15 protein-coding genes are annotated in these 15,817 nt (G+C 55.0%); 7 read left to right on the top strand and 8 right to left on the bottom strand.

Going from position 1 to position 15,817, the window contains the following annotated elements; genetic code table 11:
- The first annotated feature begins 8 nt into the window (after positions 1-8).
- The 4 genes from gshB (at position 9) to ACFOSS_RS01925 (ending at position 2,636) form a co-directional block, all read left to right on the top strand.
- Positions 9-965, top strand: coding sequence for a glutathione synthase (gene gshB / locus ACFOSS_RS01940; protein WP_377150323.1), 957 nt, complete (start codon positions 9-11; stop codon positions 963-965).
- Positions 966-1,011: 46 nt separating this feature from the next.
- Positions 1,012-1,566, top strand: coding sequence for a YqgE/AlgH family protein (locus tag ACFOSS_RS01935; RefSeq protein WP_377150322.1), 555 nt, complete (start codon positions 1,012-1,014; stop codon positions 1,564-1,566).
- On the top strand, positions 1,566-2,009 hold the full coding sequence (gene ruvX, locus ACFOSS_RS01930; RefSeq protein WP_377150321.1) for a Holliday junction resolvase RuvX: 444 nt from the start codon (positions 1,566-1,568) through the stop codon (positions 2,007-2,009). Before ACFOSS_RS01935 ends, ruvX begins: the two co-directional genes overlap by 1 nt.
- An 87-nt stretch (positions 2,010-2,096) precedes the next feature.
- Positions 2,097-2,636, top strand: a complete 540-nt coding sequence (locus ACFOSS_RS01925; protein ID WP_377150320.1) for a DUF1523 family protein — start codon at positions 2,097-2,099, stop codon at positions 2,634-2,636.
- A 75-nt stretch (positions 2,637-2,711) separates the two neighbouring features.
- Here ACFOSS_RS01925 and ACFOSS_RS01920 read toward each other — a convergent pair whose 3' ends face one another.
- The gene (locus tag ACFOSS_RS01920; protein WP_377150319.1) at positions 2,712-4,142 is read right to left on the bottom strand and encodes an alanine/glycine:cation symporter family protein; all 1,431 of its coding nucleotides are present in this window, start codon (positions 4,140-4,142) and stop codon (positions 2,712-2,714) included.
- 312 nt (positions 4,143-4,454) lie between these two features.
- On the opposite strand from ACFOSS_RS01920, the gene tal reads away from it, so the two are divergent.
- The gene (gene tal / locus ACFOSS_RS01915) at positions 4,455-5,429 is read left to right on the top strand and encodes a transaldolase (RefSeq protein ID WP_377150318.1); all 975 of its coding nucleotides are present in this window, start codon (positions 4,455-4,457) and stop codon (positions 5,427-5,429) included.
- A gap of 124 nt (positions 5,430-5,553) precedes the next feature.
- Positions 5,554-5,739, top strand: a complete 186-nt coding sequence (locus tag ACFOSS_RS01910) for a DUF3545 family protein (protein WP_377150317.1) — start codon at positions 5,554-5,556, stop codon at positions 5,737-5,739.
- 85 nt (positions 5,740-5,824) lie between these two features.
- On the opposite strand, the gene ACFOSS_RS01905 is transcribed toward ACFOSS_RS01910, so the two are convergent.
- Together ACFOSS_RS01905 and ung are read right to left on the bottom strand one after the other, a co-directional pair.
- On the bottom strand, positions 5,825-6,361 hold the full coding sequence (locus ACFOSS_RS01905; RefSeq protein ID WP_377150316.1) for a hemerythrin domain-containing protein: 537 nt from the start codon (positions 6,359-6,361) through the stop codon (positions 5,825-5,827).
- 90 nt (positions 6,362-6,451) lie between these two features.
- The gene (gene ung / locus ACFOSS_RS01900; protein WP_377150314.1) at positions 6,452-7,123 is read right to left on the bottom strand and encodes a uracil-DNA glycosylase; all 672 of its coding nucleotides are present in this window, start codon (positions 7,121-7,123) and stop codon (positions 6,452-6,454) included.
- Positions 7,124-7,472: 349 nt separating this feature from the next.
- On the opposite strand from ung, the gene grcA reads away from it, so the two are divergent.
- On the top strand, positions 7,473-7,850 hold the full coding sequence (gene grcA, locus ACFOSS_RS01895) for an autonomous glycyl radical cofactor GrcA (protein ID WP_377150312.1): 378 nt from the start codon (positions 7,473-7,475) through the stop codon (positions 7,848-7,850).
- Positions 7,851-7,892: 42 nt separating this feature from the next.
- On the opposite strand, the gene ACFOSS_RS01890 is transcribed toward grcA, so the two are convergent.
- From ACFOSS_RS01890 to ACFOSS_RS01870, 5 genes are all read right to left on the bottom strand, one after another.
- Complete coding sequence (locus ACFOSS_RS01890) at positions 7,893-8,732, bottom strand: endonuclease/exonuclease/phosphatase family protein (protein ID WP_377150310.1); 840 nt, start codon at positions 8,730-8,732, stop codon at positions 7,893-7,895.
- Complete coding sequence (locus ACFOSS_RS01885; RefSeq protein ID WP_377150308.1) at positions 8,729-9,520, bottom strand: SDR family oxidoreductase; 792 nt, start codon at positions 9,518-9,520, stop codon at positions 8,729-8,731. Before ACFOSS_RS01885 ends, ACFOSS_RS01890 begins: the two co-directional genes overlap by 4 nt.
- Positions 9,521-9,776: 256 nt before the next feature.
- Positions 9,777-10,781 carry a LacI family DNA-binding transcriptional regulator gene (locus ACFOSS_RS01880; protein ID WP_377150306.1) on the bottom strand — a complete coding sequence of 335 codons (1,005 nt, stop codon included), beginning with the start codon at positions 10,779-10,781 and terminating at the stop codon, positions 9,777-9,779.
- Between the two features lie 121 nt (positions 10,782-10,902).
- Positions 10,903-12,834, bottom strand: a complete 1,932-nt coding sequence (locus tag ACFOSS_RS01875) for a transglycosylase SLT domain-containing protein (protein WP_377150304.1) — start codon at positions 12,832-12,834, stop codon at positions 10,903-10,905.
- Positions 12,835-12,875: 41 nt separating this feature from the next.
- Positions 12,876-15,599, bottom strand: coding sequence for a putative bifunctional diguanylate cyclase/phosphodiesterase (locus ACFOSS_RS01870; RefSeq protein ID WP_377150302.1), 2,724 nt, complete (start codon positions 15,597-15,599; stop codon positions 12,876-12,878).
- Positions 15,600-15,817: the final 218 nt, after the last annotated feature.

The following is a 15,817-nucleotide window of genomic DNA, read 5'->3' as shown; positions in this document are numbered from 1 at the left end:
GAGAGGACATGGCCATCAAATTGGGCATAGTAATGGACCCGATCCAGTCCATCAAAATCAAGAAAGACACCAGTTTTGCCATGCTGCTGGAGGCTCAACGCCGCGGTTACGAGCTGTACTACATGGAGATGGCCGATCTCTATCTGGAACAGGGTACCGCCTATGCCACTATGCGCCCTGTGGCCGTGTGGGACAACGCCGAGAACTGGTTCGAGCTGGGGGATGTGGTCGACCAGCCGCTCAGCGAGCTGGATGTGATCCTGATGCGCAAGGATCCCCCGTTCGATACCGAATTCATCTACGCCACCTATATGCTGGAACGGGCCGAAGAGGCCGGCGTGCTGATAGTCAACAAACCGCAAAGCCTGCGCGATGCCAACGAAAAGTTGTTTACCGCCTGGTTCGCCAAGCATACGCCGACGACGTTGGTCACCCGCTCTGCCGCCAAGTTGCGCGCCTTCCACGCCGAGTTTCAGGATGTGATCCTCAAGCCGCTGGACGGCATGGGCGGCGCCTCGATTTTCCGTCTGAAGCCGGAAGACCCGAACGTGGGCGTCATCATCGAGACACTGACCGATCACGGCCAGCGCTATTGCATGGCGCAAACCTATCTGCCGGCGATCAAGGACGGAGACAAGCGCGTGCTGGTGATTGACGGTGAGCCCGTGCCTTACTGCCTGGCCCGGATCCCGGCCCAGGGTGAAACACGGGGTAATCTGGCCGCAGGCGGCAGGGGTGAACCCAGACCCCTCACCGAGAGTGACTGGGCCATAGCGCGGGCCGTCGGGCCGACACTGCGCGCCAAGGGACTGATCTTTGTCGGACTGGATATCATTGGTGACCGGCTGACCGAGATCAATGTCACCAGCCCGACCTGCGTCCGCGAAATCGAGGCAGCCTACCCTATCAGCATCACTGGGCTGCTGATGGATGCCATCGAACGTCGGCTCGCCAACCCATCCTAATTGCGGGGCGTTAAGGCCCCATTATTGCCAGGAGTTATCTGTCCGGATGAATTATTTGCCGCATCATCTGCTGATTGCCATGCCAAGCATGGAGGACAACTTTTTCTCCCGCTCGGTGATCTACCTGTGTGAGCACAACGAGAAGGGGGCTATGGGGCTGACCTTGACCGTGCCGCTGGATATGAATTTGCACGAGCTGTTGAGCCAGATGAAATTCGAACACATCATGCCCTCGCTGGAGGAGCATGATGTGCTGGCAGGCGGCCCGGTCAACACCGACCGGGGCTTTGTGCTGCACAGTCGCCAGGAGGGTTTTCAAAGCTCGATGCAGCTGGCACCGGATCTGATGGTGACCACGTCGCTGGATATCCTCAAGGAGATCGCCATCGGCAATACGCCGGAGCGCTTCCTGATCTGTCTCGGCTACGCGGGTTGGGAAGCGGGTCAGCTGGAGCAGGAGCTGTTGGACAACAGCTGGCTGACATTGCCGGCGACCAATGAGCTGATCTTCTCGGTTCCCTGGGAGCACAAGTGGCTGGCGGCCACCCAGGCACTGGGCATCGATATCTGGCGCGTGGCGCCGCAGGCAGGCCACGCCTGATGGCCGGCAATAAGAGCGTGGGCGAACGGACGCTGCTGAGCTTCGACTATGGCACCCGCAGCATCGGCGTTGCCATCGGCCAGGAGATCACCGCATCGGCCCAGCCACTCTGCTCGCTGAAGGCCAACGACGGTGTCCCCAACTGGGACGAGGTGGGCAAATTGCTGACCGAATGGCAGCCGGACTGCGTCATCGTCGGCCTGCCGCTGAATATGGACGGCAGCGAACAACCGCTGACCCAGCGGGCACGTAAATTTGCCAATCGTCTGCATGGCCGCTTTGGCGTCGCCATCGCCCTGCAGGATGAGCGCCTGACCACCACCGATGCGCGGGCCCGATTGTTTGAACAGGGCGGCTTCCGGGCACTGGACAAGGGGCGGGTCGATGCCATCTCGGCCGTGCTAATCCTCGAGTCCTGGATGGAAGCACAATACGGAGCCTGATTCTGCCCAGCCTTTCAGCTGACGCGCAGCCCAAGGCACGGTACTATCACCAGGTTGTCAATTGGATTTGTTGCCGAGGAGCCATCGATGAGTCAAACCGCCAAGAAAATCAGCTTTGGTCTGCTGGGCCTGCTGGCCGCCGCCTCGGCCATCTGGCTCGATTTCTATCTGCCCGAAAAACAGGTCACCACCATCACTGGGGTTGAAGTCAAACGGGTCGACAAGGATGGTCCCATCGGCAAGGAGAACCCGGCCGACGGCCCGACCATGGATGTCTATTACATCTATACGGCCAAGAACGATGATCAGGTACGCGTCTTCCGCAACGAAGATACCCGCTGGAGCTGGCCGTTCTACTTCAAATTCAACTCTGCCGATATTCAGGCCAAGGCCAAAACCTTGGAGTTTGACAAGAAGCTGGCGCGCATCACCTCCTATGGCTGGCGCATCAACATGTTCTCCTGGTTCCCCAATGTGACCAAGATTGAGATGGTCGATTCGGCCGATGTCTCGACATTCAGTTTCTTCCGTTGGTTCTGGTTCGTGCTCTGGGCGGGTCTGTTCGGCTATCTGGGATGGCAACTGTACCGTCTGTTTGAACGGCGGGCACTGCAGCACGGAGACTGAGGCGACCATCGCCTCCGGCAGCAACAAACAGGCCGCCTGATGGCGGCCTGTTTATCTGCTTGCTCCTGACCGAAGCTAGCGTGATGGGTCGTGATCCCAGATCCCCGGCTCAATCTGCCCCTGCAGCTCAGGGTAGCGGCTGGCATCGAAGCAAGGCACCTTCCCCAACTTGCGTTGCAGGTTATAGTCGCGAGCCAGTTTGACGGCCGTCCCCGACAGCAGCAGCAGTGCCACCAGGTTGGTCAACGCCATCAACGCCATCGACAGATCCGCCATTGCCCACACCAGCGGCAACTCGCCGATGGCGCCGAACATCACCATGCCCAGCACGAACAGCCGAAAGAACAGCAGGCCGGCCGGATGGTTATGTTCGAGGAACACCAGATTGTTTTCAGCGTAGGCATAGTTGGCCACGATGGACGTAAAGGCAAAAAAGAACACGGCACAGGCAATAAAGATCTGGCCGACACTGCCAATCTGCGAAGTCAGCGCGAGCTGAGTCAGCTGGATACCCGTCACACCGTTACCCGGCACAAACTGATCGGAAAGCAGGATGATGGCAGCGGTACAGGTACAGATGACAATGGTGTCGAGGAATACCCCCAGCATCTGGGTGTACCCCTGTGAAGCCGGATGGGGTGGGAAGGGGGATGCCGTCGCCGCGGTATTGGGGGCCGACCCCATACCCGCCTCGTTCGAGAACAAGCCGCGCTTGATGCCATTCATCATGCCTTGCGCCACGGCGTAACCCAATGCCCCCGCACCCGCCTGTTCCAGACCGAATGCCGAGCGGAAAACCAGCGCAAAGACCTCTGGTAGCTTCTCGATATTCATCGCCACGACCACCAGCGCAATCAGCAGGTATGCCAGAGCCATAAATGGCACCACCAGCTCGGAAAAACGGGCAATGGCACGGATGCCGCCAAAGATAATCAACCCGGTGACCACAACCAGAATCACACCGCTGACCCAGTCCGGCACCGAGAACGCCGTTTGCATGGCGGCGCTAATGGAGTTCGCCTGTACGGCATTGAACACCAGGCCAAAGGCGATGATCAGGAAGATGGAGAACAAGACACCCATCCAGCGCATGCCCAGCCCTTTTTCCATGTAGTAAGCCGGACCGCCGCGATAGTTGCCCTGATCATCCTTTACTTTGTACAACTGAGCGAGGCTGCTTTCGACAAACGCGGTAGCCATCCCCAGCAGAGCAGTCATCCACATCCAGAAGATGGCGCCCGGCCCGCCCAGATAGATGGCCACTGCCACCCCGGCCAGATTACCGGTACCCACCCGTGCGGCCAGACCGGTACACAGCGCCTGAAACGACGAAATCCCGGCACTGTCTGCGTGATGCCCTTGTTTCAGCACACTGAACATATGGGCAAAATGACGGAATTGAATAAAGCCCAGGCGCAGGGTGAACAGCACACCGACCCCCAACAGCAGGTAGATCAACACGGATCCCCACAGGATGTCGTTCAGATAGTTGATGATAATTTCCATCGTATTATTTCCTTTGTTGGCGACTCCGGCGCCTTCCCAAGCCACCGGAGCAGTCGACTGAATGAAACAGCCAACATTGTTATTTATTCTTAAACAAACGCGGCAAAATAGCACAAAATATTGATTTTTTGAACATCAAAGGCAATTTGCACCAGTGTTTCGTTAATTGGTTCATAAAGCTGACGTTTGCATAAAATCGCTTTCCTGCAAGCTTTCGTGGTTTCGAGTTGCGCAAATGGTCAAAGCTACGTTTACTGACGGGTGTCGACGGCCAGCCGGTCGTCATGCTGTAGTCTTACTGAGAGCTGTGCCATGACCAATCAACTGGAACAATTAAAACGCCTGACCACTGTCGTTGCCGATACCGGTGATATTGATGCCATCGCCAAATATCAACCTCAGGATGCAACCACAAACCCATCGTTGCTACTTAAAGCGGCCGAGATGCCGCGTTATGTCACGCTATTGGACGAGGCACTGCATGCCGCCGCCGGCCACGAGGACACAGAAATACAGCTACAGGATGCCGCCGATCGCTTTGCCGTTGCCATCGGCTGTGAAATCTTGAAACAAATCCCGGGCCGGATATCAACAGAAGTCGATGCGCGACTCTCCTTTGATAGCAACGCCAGCATCCGTAAAGCCCAAAAATTGATTGCACTCTATGCCGCTGCCGGAATCGGTAAGGAACGCATCCTGATCAAGTTGGCCGCAACCTGGGAAGGCATTCGAGCCGCCGCGGCACTGGAACGAGAAGGCATTCACTGCAACCTGACGTTGCTGTTTAGTTTCGCACAAGCCAGAGCCTGCGCCGAGGCCGGTGTGTTTTTAATCTCCCCGTTTGTCGGCCGGATCCTGGACTGGTACAAGCAACGCCAGCCAGAGCTGGCCCTCGGCGGGGAGCAGGATCCCGGCGTGATGTCGGTGCGCCGCATCTATGACTACTACAAACAGCATGGATACCAGACTGTGGTCATGGGAGCCAGCTTCCGCAACCTGGACGAAATCCGCGCGCTGGCAGGCTGTGACCGGTTGACGATCAGCCCGGCCCTGCTCGAACAACTGGCCTCCGAATCAGCGCCATTGCCCTGTGCGCTGTCTGCACAACAGGCTACCCAGCCAGCCCCCACCCCCCTCACCGAGGCGGAGTTTCGTTGGCTGCATAATGACGATGCCATGGCCACCGAGAAGTTGGCCGAAGGTATACGCCTGTTTGCGGTCGACCAGCTAAAACTCGAGGCGTTGCTGCGTAGCCGGCTATCGTCCTCTCGTCAGCCTGGAGTGTGAATGAACGCACGCCACGGAAGGGCGAAAATGCGCGCTGTCATCAAGCATTAACAGAACCATTTTATTTTTTTCTGGCCTGTGATATATCGAAATGCGATGACTAACGCGGTGTTAAGGAGTGACCATGGAAAGGTTCAATCTTGAAGTCGATGATCTGGTCGTTGTTGACAGTGAAACCCGCAACGCACGTCAAATTGCAAAAAAGCGCAAATGGCGTGAAATTGAGGCACTGAAAGAGAAATATCGTCTGCAAAAAGAGTTGGAATCGATAGATCTTGCGTACACAGGAGGCGCCGAACTCGAGCTTTGATGCGGTTATCCGCAGGACGGCATCACAATTAAAAAACGGATAACCCACAGTTATCCGTTTTTTTATTCCTGCGCCCCTTATCGCCTCACAATCCCAGCGACGCCGACAGATCGCGATAGCGTTCGGCTATCTGGCGTCCGAACAAGGGGTCGTCAGCGGTCTTGTAACGCCAGTGCTGCTCCAGATGGCGCCAGTCATCCTCGGTCAATTGGGTTCGAAGTTCGGGAAATACTTCCGTTTCTTCAAAATCCATATGCCGCTGCTGCAGCACGATAAAAGACTCCAGCTTGGCCGTCAGTTGCTCCAGCGGGATAACCGCATCCATCAGGATCATATCCACCAATTCCGTCAGCTCTTTACCGGCAACGACCACTTCATCGTGTTCTTGTTTCAAGCGGGAGGTGATTTGATCGTCATCACAGCGGTACTTGAGGTAATAGTCGTAGATCAGGTCTTCCTGTGGATGGTGGCATTGATCCGCGACCTCGCTCAGATAGCTGAGGACATCCTTTAACAAGCGATAGCGCACCGGTTTTTCGCCACGTATGGCAAACAATTGTTGACGCAGCAGGTCCAGTAATCTGGCGATATTGATATGTTCCTGATGTAACGCTTGCAGCATATCGATCCTCACTCCTTCGGAATGACCAACGATGAGTATAACGGCCATACCACCGAAAGGACGATTCAGTGTGCTACTTTGCCCGACAGGTCACGCTATCGGCGCAATTTGCCAGTTAATTGGCGCTTTCCCCTGCTGCTGCAATAACTGGTTGGTTTGTGAAAAGTGACGGCAACCAAGGAAACCTCTGTGCGCTGAAAGCGGACTGGGATGAGGAGCCATCAGGACCTGATGACGAGTACGGTCGATAAACTGGCCTTTTTTCTGGGCATGACTTCCCCACAACAGGAACACCAGCCCCTCGCGTTGGGTGTTGAGTGCGGCAATGACGGCGTCAGTGAACGTCTCCCAGCCAAGCTTGGCATGGGAGTGAGCCTTACCCGCCTCAACGGTCAGCACGGTATTGAGCAACAGCACGCCTTGCTGCGCCCACGACACCAGATAACCATGACCTGGGTGGCTAAACCCCGCAATGTCCTGCCCCAACTCCTTGTAGATATTCACAAGGGAGGGCGGTACGGCAATCCCTGGGCGAACAGAGAAACAGAGGCCATGAGCCTGACCCGGGCCGTGATAGGGATCCTGTCCCAAAATCACCACCTTCACATCGCCAAACTCGGTGAATTTGAACGCATTGAACACGTCGTTTGCCGGCGGATAGATCAACTTACCGGCTTCACGCTCCTGGCGCACAAATGCCAGCGTTTGTTTGAAATACTCTTGCTGTTTCTCGTTGCCGATGACATCGGTCCAGGTGGTCATATGAATAAGGCCTGTCAAATCAAAGGCTAAAGAATAATCTGAGGTCGATAACGGAGCAACCGGCACGCCATTTTTCACAAATTTGTAGTAAACTTACAACATCGCATTTACCGCAAAAGCACACCCATGTTGCACAAGATATTGCAAATCAACATATTATTGACATAGATCAAATATAAAGGCGTAAATAGGCCTGTTTTACTCAGGGAGATAAGTTGCACTTTGTTGGTAAATTTACTAATGTAGTAACCGTAATGCATCATTAGCCACCGCACCGCGGAGTGGCACAACTTGAGGGTCCGTCTGCAACGAGGTGGGCAGGCCCGATGTCAGACAGAGGAGAGATAGCATGGTTAAGGGTATCCAGATTACTGAATCTGCCAACAACGCTCTGGTCAACTCATTCTGGTTGCTGGACGAAGACAAGCAAGAAGCACGTTGCTTGTGTGCCAAGGGCGAGTATGTCGAAGATCAAATCGTCGCCATCGAGTCACTGGGCAAAGTCGAGTATCGTGAAATTCCGGTCAATATCGAACCGATTGTAGAAGGCGGTCAACATCTGAACGTCAACGTTCTGCGTCGCGAAACCCTTGAAGATGCAGTGGCAAATCCGGACAAGTATCCGCAACTGACCATCCGTGTCTCTGGTTACGCAGTGCGCTTCAATGCCCTGACCCCGGAACAGCAACGTGATGTCATCACCCGGACCTTCACACAAAGCCTGTGATCCTTGCCGTCACGAAAAACACCTCCTTGCGGAGGTGTTTTTTTATAGGCTGAACGTCACCTGCATCGGATGGTGATCCGACGCGGTTGTCCTTTCAACCGTTGAGGACTGGACTTTGAGGCCGCGATAGAAGATGTGGTCGAGTGGCAGGTTACGAACCAGGCTGCGTTGATCAGGCTGCCAGGCCACCGCCGACATGCCCAACCGCGACATCTGTTGTTGCAACAGGCTCATGCGCCGTTCACTCCAGGTATTGAAGTCACCAGCCACAACCACCGGCCCCGGATACTTGCGTACCCACTGGCCAATGCGCTTGATTTGGTCTCGATAGCTTGCCATTCCCAATTCAACGTTCACCGCATGAACATTGACGATGAGCAACGGATACCGGCTCCCTTGTAACGGAAAGAGTGATACCAAGGTGCTTTTCGGTATCCGGGTCGTGGGTTCGGGAAAGCGGGCACTGCAACTGTAAACATCCGCCTGCTGGCTAGCCGTCATGACGCCGGCGCCCTGTCCCTCATAACGAAACGCAATCACCTGCTGCCAGGCATGCTCATGCAGCTGTAACCAGGATTGCATCGCTGCAGAGTCTACGCTCTCTTGCAACAGCACCACGTCAGCCTTGACAGCCTGTTGTTCCAGCATCGCCTGCCAGCCAGGCTGAATCGTCTTTTGAATATTCCAATTCAGCAGCGTGAAGGTCGATGCCAGTCCGCCCTGGAGACCTTTGCGATCCTGAATGGGTATCCGCTGACAACGATCCAGTAATTTCGGACCGCTGGTCGTCATCTCCAACTCCGTGGTCGGGATCTCCAGACAGCCGGACACGCCAAATACCAGTGTCAACATGGCTACACTCGAGCTGAACATGAACTTCATTCGGTAACACTCTCCAACCACTGCATCAAGTCACTGACATGGTACGCACAGCCTGTGACTTTGACTATGTGCTGGCCCGCAATCTGCTTACCCTGTGCCACATCGTCGGCAAAAACCGGTAACGGCAACCCCTGACGCTCGCAGGCTGCGACATAAAATTGGCGTCGGGTGGGATGATCCGGCGAACAGAGATTGAAGATGGCATTCTGCTGTCCCTGTTCAAGCAGCGCAGTGATGAAACGAATGACATCCTCTTGGTGCACCAGATTGACCGGAGCCCCGCCTCCAGATGTCACCTTGCCCGAAAGAAACCGCGCAGGATGACGACCAGGTCCAATCAAGCCGGCCGGACGGACGATCAACCATGGCATACCGCCACTGGCCAGCCGCTGCTCGGCGGCTAACAAACAGGCGCCGCGCGGCGAATCAGGTTGCGGGGCGACGCTTTCAAGCCCCTCATCTTGCTGACCATAAACACCGGTTGAACTAACCAGCAATACCCTGCGGCTCCCCTGCCGATGGGCCTGCTGAACCAATTGTTCAACCCGTAATGGATAATCATCGACGGCTGAAGGTGGCAGCGTAATCACCAGCTCTGCGCCTTGCAATGACAGCGGCAAGGGGCCCTGTTCGGCTTGCCACACGACCACCTCAGCACCCGAGCTGGCTAATCTGGTGGCCTTGTCTGTTGAACGTGTCGTACCTGTCACCCGATACCCTTTGGCCATCAAGGCAACGCCTAGCGGCGCCCCCAGCCATCCCATCCCCACCAGCACGATTCGACGCATGTTTCCTCTGTCCAAGCAAAAAAAACGGCCATCCATGATGGCCGTTAAAAGTAACGAAGGAAATATCTGGATCTTGCCCAGCTATTTCCCACAGCGGGAATTAGTGAAGAGAAACCAGATTCGCAGGGGATAGTATCGTCAAAGCAGGACGAAAAAATTGAACCAGATCACCTTTGAAAGGGATTTCTGCAAACGCTTTCATATTTTTGTAAAAGAGAAGAGGCACCTCGCCTCTTCTCCTGCCAATCAGAATAATTTAAATCTGTTTCACCGAATCGCGCACTACCATCTCAGGCACAAATTTCAACCGGACGTCTTCGCTATTCTTACCATCCAGCAGACGCAGGGCCAGTTCTGCTGCCTGTTCACCAATTGACTCAATCGGGTATTTTACCGTGGTCAACTTAGGACGTATAAAGCGGATGTAGGGGATATCATCAAAACCAACAACCGAAACCTGCTCCGGAACCTGTAATCCCCGTTCCATCAGGCAAGAGATGCCACCAGCTGCCATCGCATCGTTAAAACCGACAAATGCCGTAAATTCAACATTCCGCTCCAGCAGCTGTTCAACCGCCTTGTGACCCCCGACCTCATCGGCATACGCTGAGGTCACAAGCTGCGGATCCAGGGCTATGCCAGCCTCTTCCAGCCCCGATTTATAACCTTCGAAGCGCTGCTTGGCATCGGTAAAATCGCTATCGTCCGAGGTCACGAACGCGATCTTGCTGTGCCCCATACTGATCAGATGGCGAACGGCACAACAGGTCCCCTCGCGGTTATCCAGCCAGACACAGCGCTCTTCGGCCCCAGGCACCACGCGGTTAACAAACACGATGGGAGTATCGCCATGCGTCAACTCAAGCAGTTCTTCATCCGGTAACGCTTTGGAGTGCAGGATCAAGGCATCACATTGCCTTTGTAGCAAGGCCTCGATTGCGTGACGCTCTCGCTGTTCATCATGATTACCGGACATGACGATAGTGAATTTATTGGCCCTATCAATCACCCGCTCCAGACCGAGCATCATCTGTGCAAAGAAAGGACCACCACAGAGATCACCCACTAAAACCCCGATACAATTGGAACGTTTGCTGACCAGTGCCTGAGCAAAACTGTTGGGGCGAAAATTGAGCTCCTTCATTGCGCTCAACACGGCCTCGCGCTTTTCAGGCGCAACCTGTGCCGTATTGTTGATGACGCGCGAAACGGTCGATATGGACACATTTGCCAGTCTGGAAACATCTTTAATAGTGGCCATGCCCACCCCCTCAGCTATTGTTACTCACCCACACCATCGCGGCCAAACCAGGACCCAAGTTTGCTAGCGACTTGATATTTTTAACATTTATTCGTGTTTTTTCCCACTGCTAGCAGCAAGATTAATAACGCATTGTGCGCTCGCGCTCGGTCAGGAAACCTGCCCGGTTACGCAACTGGTGCTGGTAGATGGCATTGAACACCAGCACATTCTGAACATAGTTGCGTGTTTCTCGGTAGGGAATATTTTCTACCCAGATATCCATGTCACGTCCTGCACTGGCGCGGCGCCATTGCCGGACTCTTCCGGGGCCAGCATTGTAGGCTGCCGCCGCCAAAACCCGGTTACCACCATAGTTATCGAGCAGCTCTTTTAGATAAGCGCTCCCCAGCCGAATATTCATATCCGGGTCAATCAACTGCTGGCGATTGACATAGTTGATCCCCCGCTTTTTTGCGACGTGTGCGGCTGTGGTCGGCATTAGCTGCATCAAACCACTGGCGCCGACGGGAGACTGCGCCTTGTGATAGAGCGCACTCTCCTGTCGCGCCAAGGCATACAGCAGACTGGTCTCGACCCCCGTAGCCTTTGCATAGCGTTGGAACGTGGTCGTCAAGGGCGTCGGGAAGCGCAACTCGAGCATGTCCCATGCCTTAGCCCGGATACTCGACAATACGGCAAGATCATACCAACCCTGATTCAATGCCATGGCACCGAGGCTTAACTTCTCCTGCGCGCTGACCTCATCCATCAGGAATGTCCATTCGGCCCGAGCCTGATCGGTCTCACCAATCGCCAGCAGCTCTCGGACGCGACTGACCGCACTCCAACGCTGCAAAGCGCTCTGCAGCGTCAGCGCCTTGGGCAGATGTTGTTTGTTCAGTGGAATTTGCGCGCCGACTCTGTCCGCCGCCAGAAAGCCGTAATAACTGCGTTCATAACTGGCTTGACGATACAGTGCCTGTGCATGCTGTCGATTACCCTGTTCCTCTTCTGCACGCGCCAGCCAGTAGGTCCAACGCACATCGCTACGTGCCGCAGGCGTAATGCGCTGAACCCAATGCTTGACGCCATTCCAATCGCTTTCCCAAACCGCTTGTCGTAAGCGAAGTTCCATCAACTCTGGCGAGTGCTGCCGGCGTAGCGCCTGATCCACCCAGGGCCGCTCATCGGCATTGCGATCCAGCATGAATTTACGGGCAATCTGGCCTTCGATCTGGATGACTTGTGCAGAAGTGAGGCGATAGCGCTGGCTTTGCTGCTGGAGTAAGGTTCGCGCGGCGTCTGGCTGTTGACGAGCCAGCCGGCTCAACATCAGCGTGGCAATGGATGCCGCATCCTTTGCCCCGGGCGGTAACATCGACGCAAGTTGCGCTGGTTGCCGGTAAAGCGATGCCAATCGCTTCGCTTCCAATTGGGCATTTTCGCCCGGCATCTGCTCGGCCAGGTAATCTAACACCCGCTCGTTACCGGGATTGCTCGCCAACAACAGCATTCGCTGCCAGATTTTGGGGCCGGTCATCAGACCCGCCGCCTGCCATAGGTCAAACAGCGCCGAACACTCGCCCGGACGGGATGCATCGTGCATCCAGATATCTTCGACAAATCGGTAAGCTTCTTGTTTCTGGCCCGTATTCCAGCGCGCTTGATAAAAACGGCACTGCAATCCAAGACTCTTCGGCGCTTGAGGCGATAACCGTAAAAAACCAGCCCAATCCTGATTGTCCGCCAGTAATCGCAAATAACGTGCCTTCATTCGCCCCGCCAGCAGTCCTTGCGGATCACGGCCAATGAAGCTAGTGACCTCAGCGACGCGGGCCGGATCCGGCTGCAACATGAGGTCGTAATAGTCCAGATATAGCGCTAACGGATAGTTGGCCAGTTGGAGACGCAATTGACGAGCCTGTAGTGCCTTGCCAGCACGCATGGCCTCCAGAGCAGACAAATAACGACTTTGTTCTGCCGTCACCGCATACACAGAACTGTTGACCCCAAGGAGCAACAGACAGAGCAATCCCCACAATCTAGCCAAACGCACAGTACTCTCTTCCACCTGACAGACACCAACATTAAGGCTGCGAGTATACCAGAGAGCTAAACAGATCCGGCGGCAAAACTGCCATGCCGCGTCATATAACGCTCGACGGCATCGGCCGGTAACGGTTTGCAGGCAAGGTAGCCCTGATAAAAAGCGCATTTGTGGCGACGTAAAAACTCCAGCTGCTGCCTGGTCTCAACGCCTTCTGCTGTTACGGTAAAATTCAGGTGCGATGCCATGGCCATCACGGCTTCAACAATCGCCATGTTGCTGGTGTCGTGTGGAACATCTTGAATGAACGACCTGTCGATCTTCAGCTCATCTACCGGCAGGCGTTTCAGATAACCCAGGGAGGAGTAGCCAGTACCAAAGTCATCAATCGAAAACGAGATCCCCAGGTCTTTCAACTCTGTCATCTTATGGATCGTATCTTCGGTATTTCCCAGGACCACTGACTCAGTGATTTCCAGATTCAGTGCTGACGGCTCCATTCCAGTCTCAGCCAGCACCTCATGTACGTGCTCAACAAATGCAGGGTGGTGGAATTGACGCGCACTGACATTGATGGAGAGTTGGGGAACCTGGTAGCCGGCTTCGTGCCAGCGCACGAACTGATGGCAGCCTTCAAGCAGTACCCAGCGACCAATATCGATGATCAGATCCGTCTCTTCGGCTATCGGAATGAACTCTGCGGGAGAGATGATACCCCGTCGCCCATCTTGCCAGCGGACCAGCGCCTCGAGTCCGATCAGCTCATCGTTGGAGACCATATGCTGTGGCTGGTAGTAAAGAACCAGCTCGTTATTTCGCAACGCGTTACGTAACTGGTTGTGAATGAGCAGCCGGCGATCGGCTTGCCGCTGCATTTCCGAATCAAAAAGACGGCAGACACGGCGTCCGGCTGACTTGGCCTGATACATGGCGGTATCCGCCTGCTTGAGCAGGTCGGCAGGCGTCTGATCCCGCGTCGGAAACAAACTGATTCCGACACTGGTTCCGGTATGCAGACTATGTTCATTCAGCTCGAATGGCATCGAGATCTGCTCGATGATCTCCTCTGCCATCATGGTCGCCTGCAGCTCGGCCTGAGCCGGATTAGAGGATAGCGCAGGCAACAGCATCACGAACTCATCGCCGCCGAGGCGAACCAGTACATCCGCCCCCCGCAGCAAGACGCGCAAGCGCGCCGATGCCTGTTGCAACAGCCAATCGCCTGCCGCGTGGCCCAGGGAGTCATTGATAGTCTTAAAATGGTCCAGGTCGATAAAGAGCAGGGCACCGACCATGTCATTTTGATGCGCCAACTGAAAACTGCGCTCCACCTGCTCCATCAAGAAACGGCGGTTGGGCAATCCGGTCAGATCATCGTAATAGGCCAGGTTTTGAATCTGTCGGGCGGCGGCTTTGCGCTCGGACATGTCCTCGAAACAGATAACATAATGGCTGACTGTCCCCCACTCGTCCTGCACCGGCGTCCATGTTTCCCACTGCGGGTAAGCGTTGCCCGCAGCATCCTCCCGCTCTCGCTCACCTTGCCAGCGCCCCTCCTCATCAAACTGCAGAGGGCACTGCTGATGAGCCCAGATATCTTTCCCGAGCCGTTTACCGACAGCCATTTCAGCAGCCAGCCCCGTAATGTGGGAAAAAGCCCGGTTGACGCGCAGGATAACAAAATCCGGGTCGGTGATGATCAACCCTTCATTGGTTTCAAACGCAACGGCTGACAACCGCAACTCTGCTTCGGCGCGATGACGATCAAGTTCAGCCGCAGCGCGATGACCAACCAGCTGGAAGAGGGTGGTTAGTAATTTTAGATCCGGTTCTATGTGGTCAAAAAGCATCGCCAAATGGCCAATCAATTGCTGCTTACCATCACGAAGCGGATAGAGATACAGACTGGAGGCCTTTGACAATGGCGACGGTAAATCGACATCCCGCAGCAGGATTCCCTGATGCAGACCGGATAAATCCAATGCAGGCAAGGCATCCAGCGGATAACGAGCAAACTCAGGTTCACCCTGTGTGATGCGCGTCATCACTCGCGCCCAGTGCTGCATCGGTGGCGATTCAAGTTCGGCGAGCCAGACATCTTGCGACGATGCGATGTGCTGCAGCTGGACAACCAGCTCATCAAAAAATGCCCGGCCAGTCTTGGCTCGCAGTGCATAACTCAAACGGTCCAGCTGTTGCTGACGCAATAAGCACTGTTGTTCGGCCTCATTCTGCGACAGCGAGTCCAACCCCCGTTCCGCAAGATGGGCCACCTGGCGCAATAACTCGGGTTGGGAAGGCATGCCATGACGACGATAGCAACAGATCAGCCCCTGCCAGGTACCCGGCCCCCGAATCACAGCAACGTCGAGGTTTCCCTGAGCGCTGTCACCGTAGAGTGAACGCCAGAGCCCGGCATGCACATCATTCTGCTTCGGCAAGGAGCCCACGCCGTTTGGCAGAAGCTGCTGTAATAACTGAGTGTGCTGTTCATCCAACACGCACCCAACTTGCGCGCCACTGCCCAACGTATGCGAACACACGAGCTCGGCATCACGCGGCGACGCTAACCAGATGCTAACGTGCTCGGCTTCAAGCATCTTCTGCGCGAGCAGCGCCAATTGGCGATAAAAAAAGAAGAGCTCCTGAGAATGGCCAGGGACCGGCGTAATCAGTGAGGAGTCGCTCTTGCTCAGTAAAGAAGAGGCGGTGTCAGACATTGAATCCAGATGTGAAGGCAGCGAAAACGCAGATACGTCACCGGTTACCTGATCAAGAAACTGCGTCAATCCATATCCAGAATGCAAACTCACAAAAAACCTTCACCACGAGTAGATATCCATCATGCGAACGGTCATTCACACGGAATATCGCTTTGATAAGCGGACAACAAGCGCTATTTGAGGCTGAGTATCCGTTCTAAATCCTACAGAATATTGCCTGTCACCCCCTCGAGTGACAAGACTTTTTTCTCGGGAGCAAACAAGCGGTCACAGAACGGTTGTGA

Source organism: Pseudaeromonas sharmana, assembly GCF_042649925.1.
GTDB classification, from domain to species: domain Bacteria; phylum Pseudomonadota; class Gammaproteobacteria; order Enterobacterales; family Aeromonadaceae; genus Pseudaeromonas; species Pseudaeromonas sharmana.
This window is presented reverse-complemented; position numbering and strand designations above follow the sequence as displayed.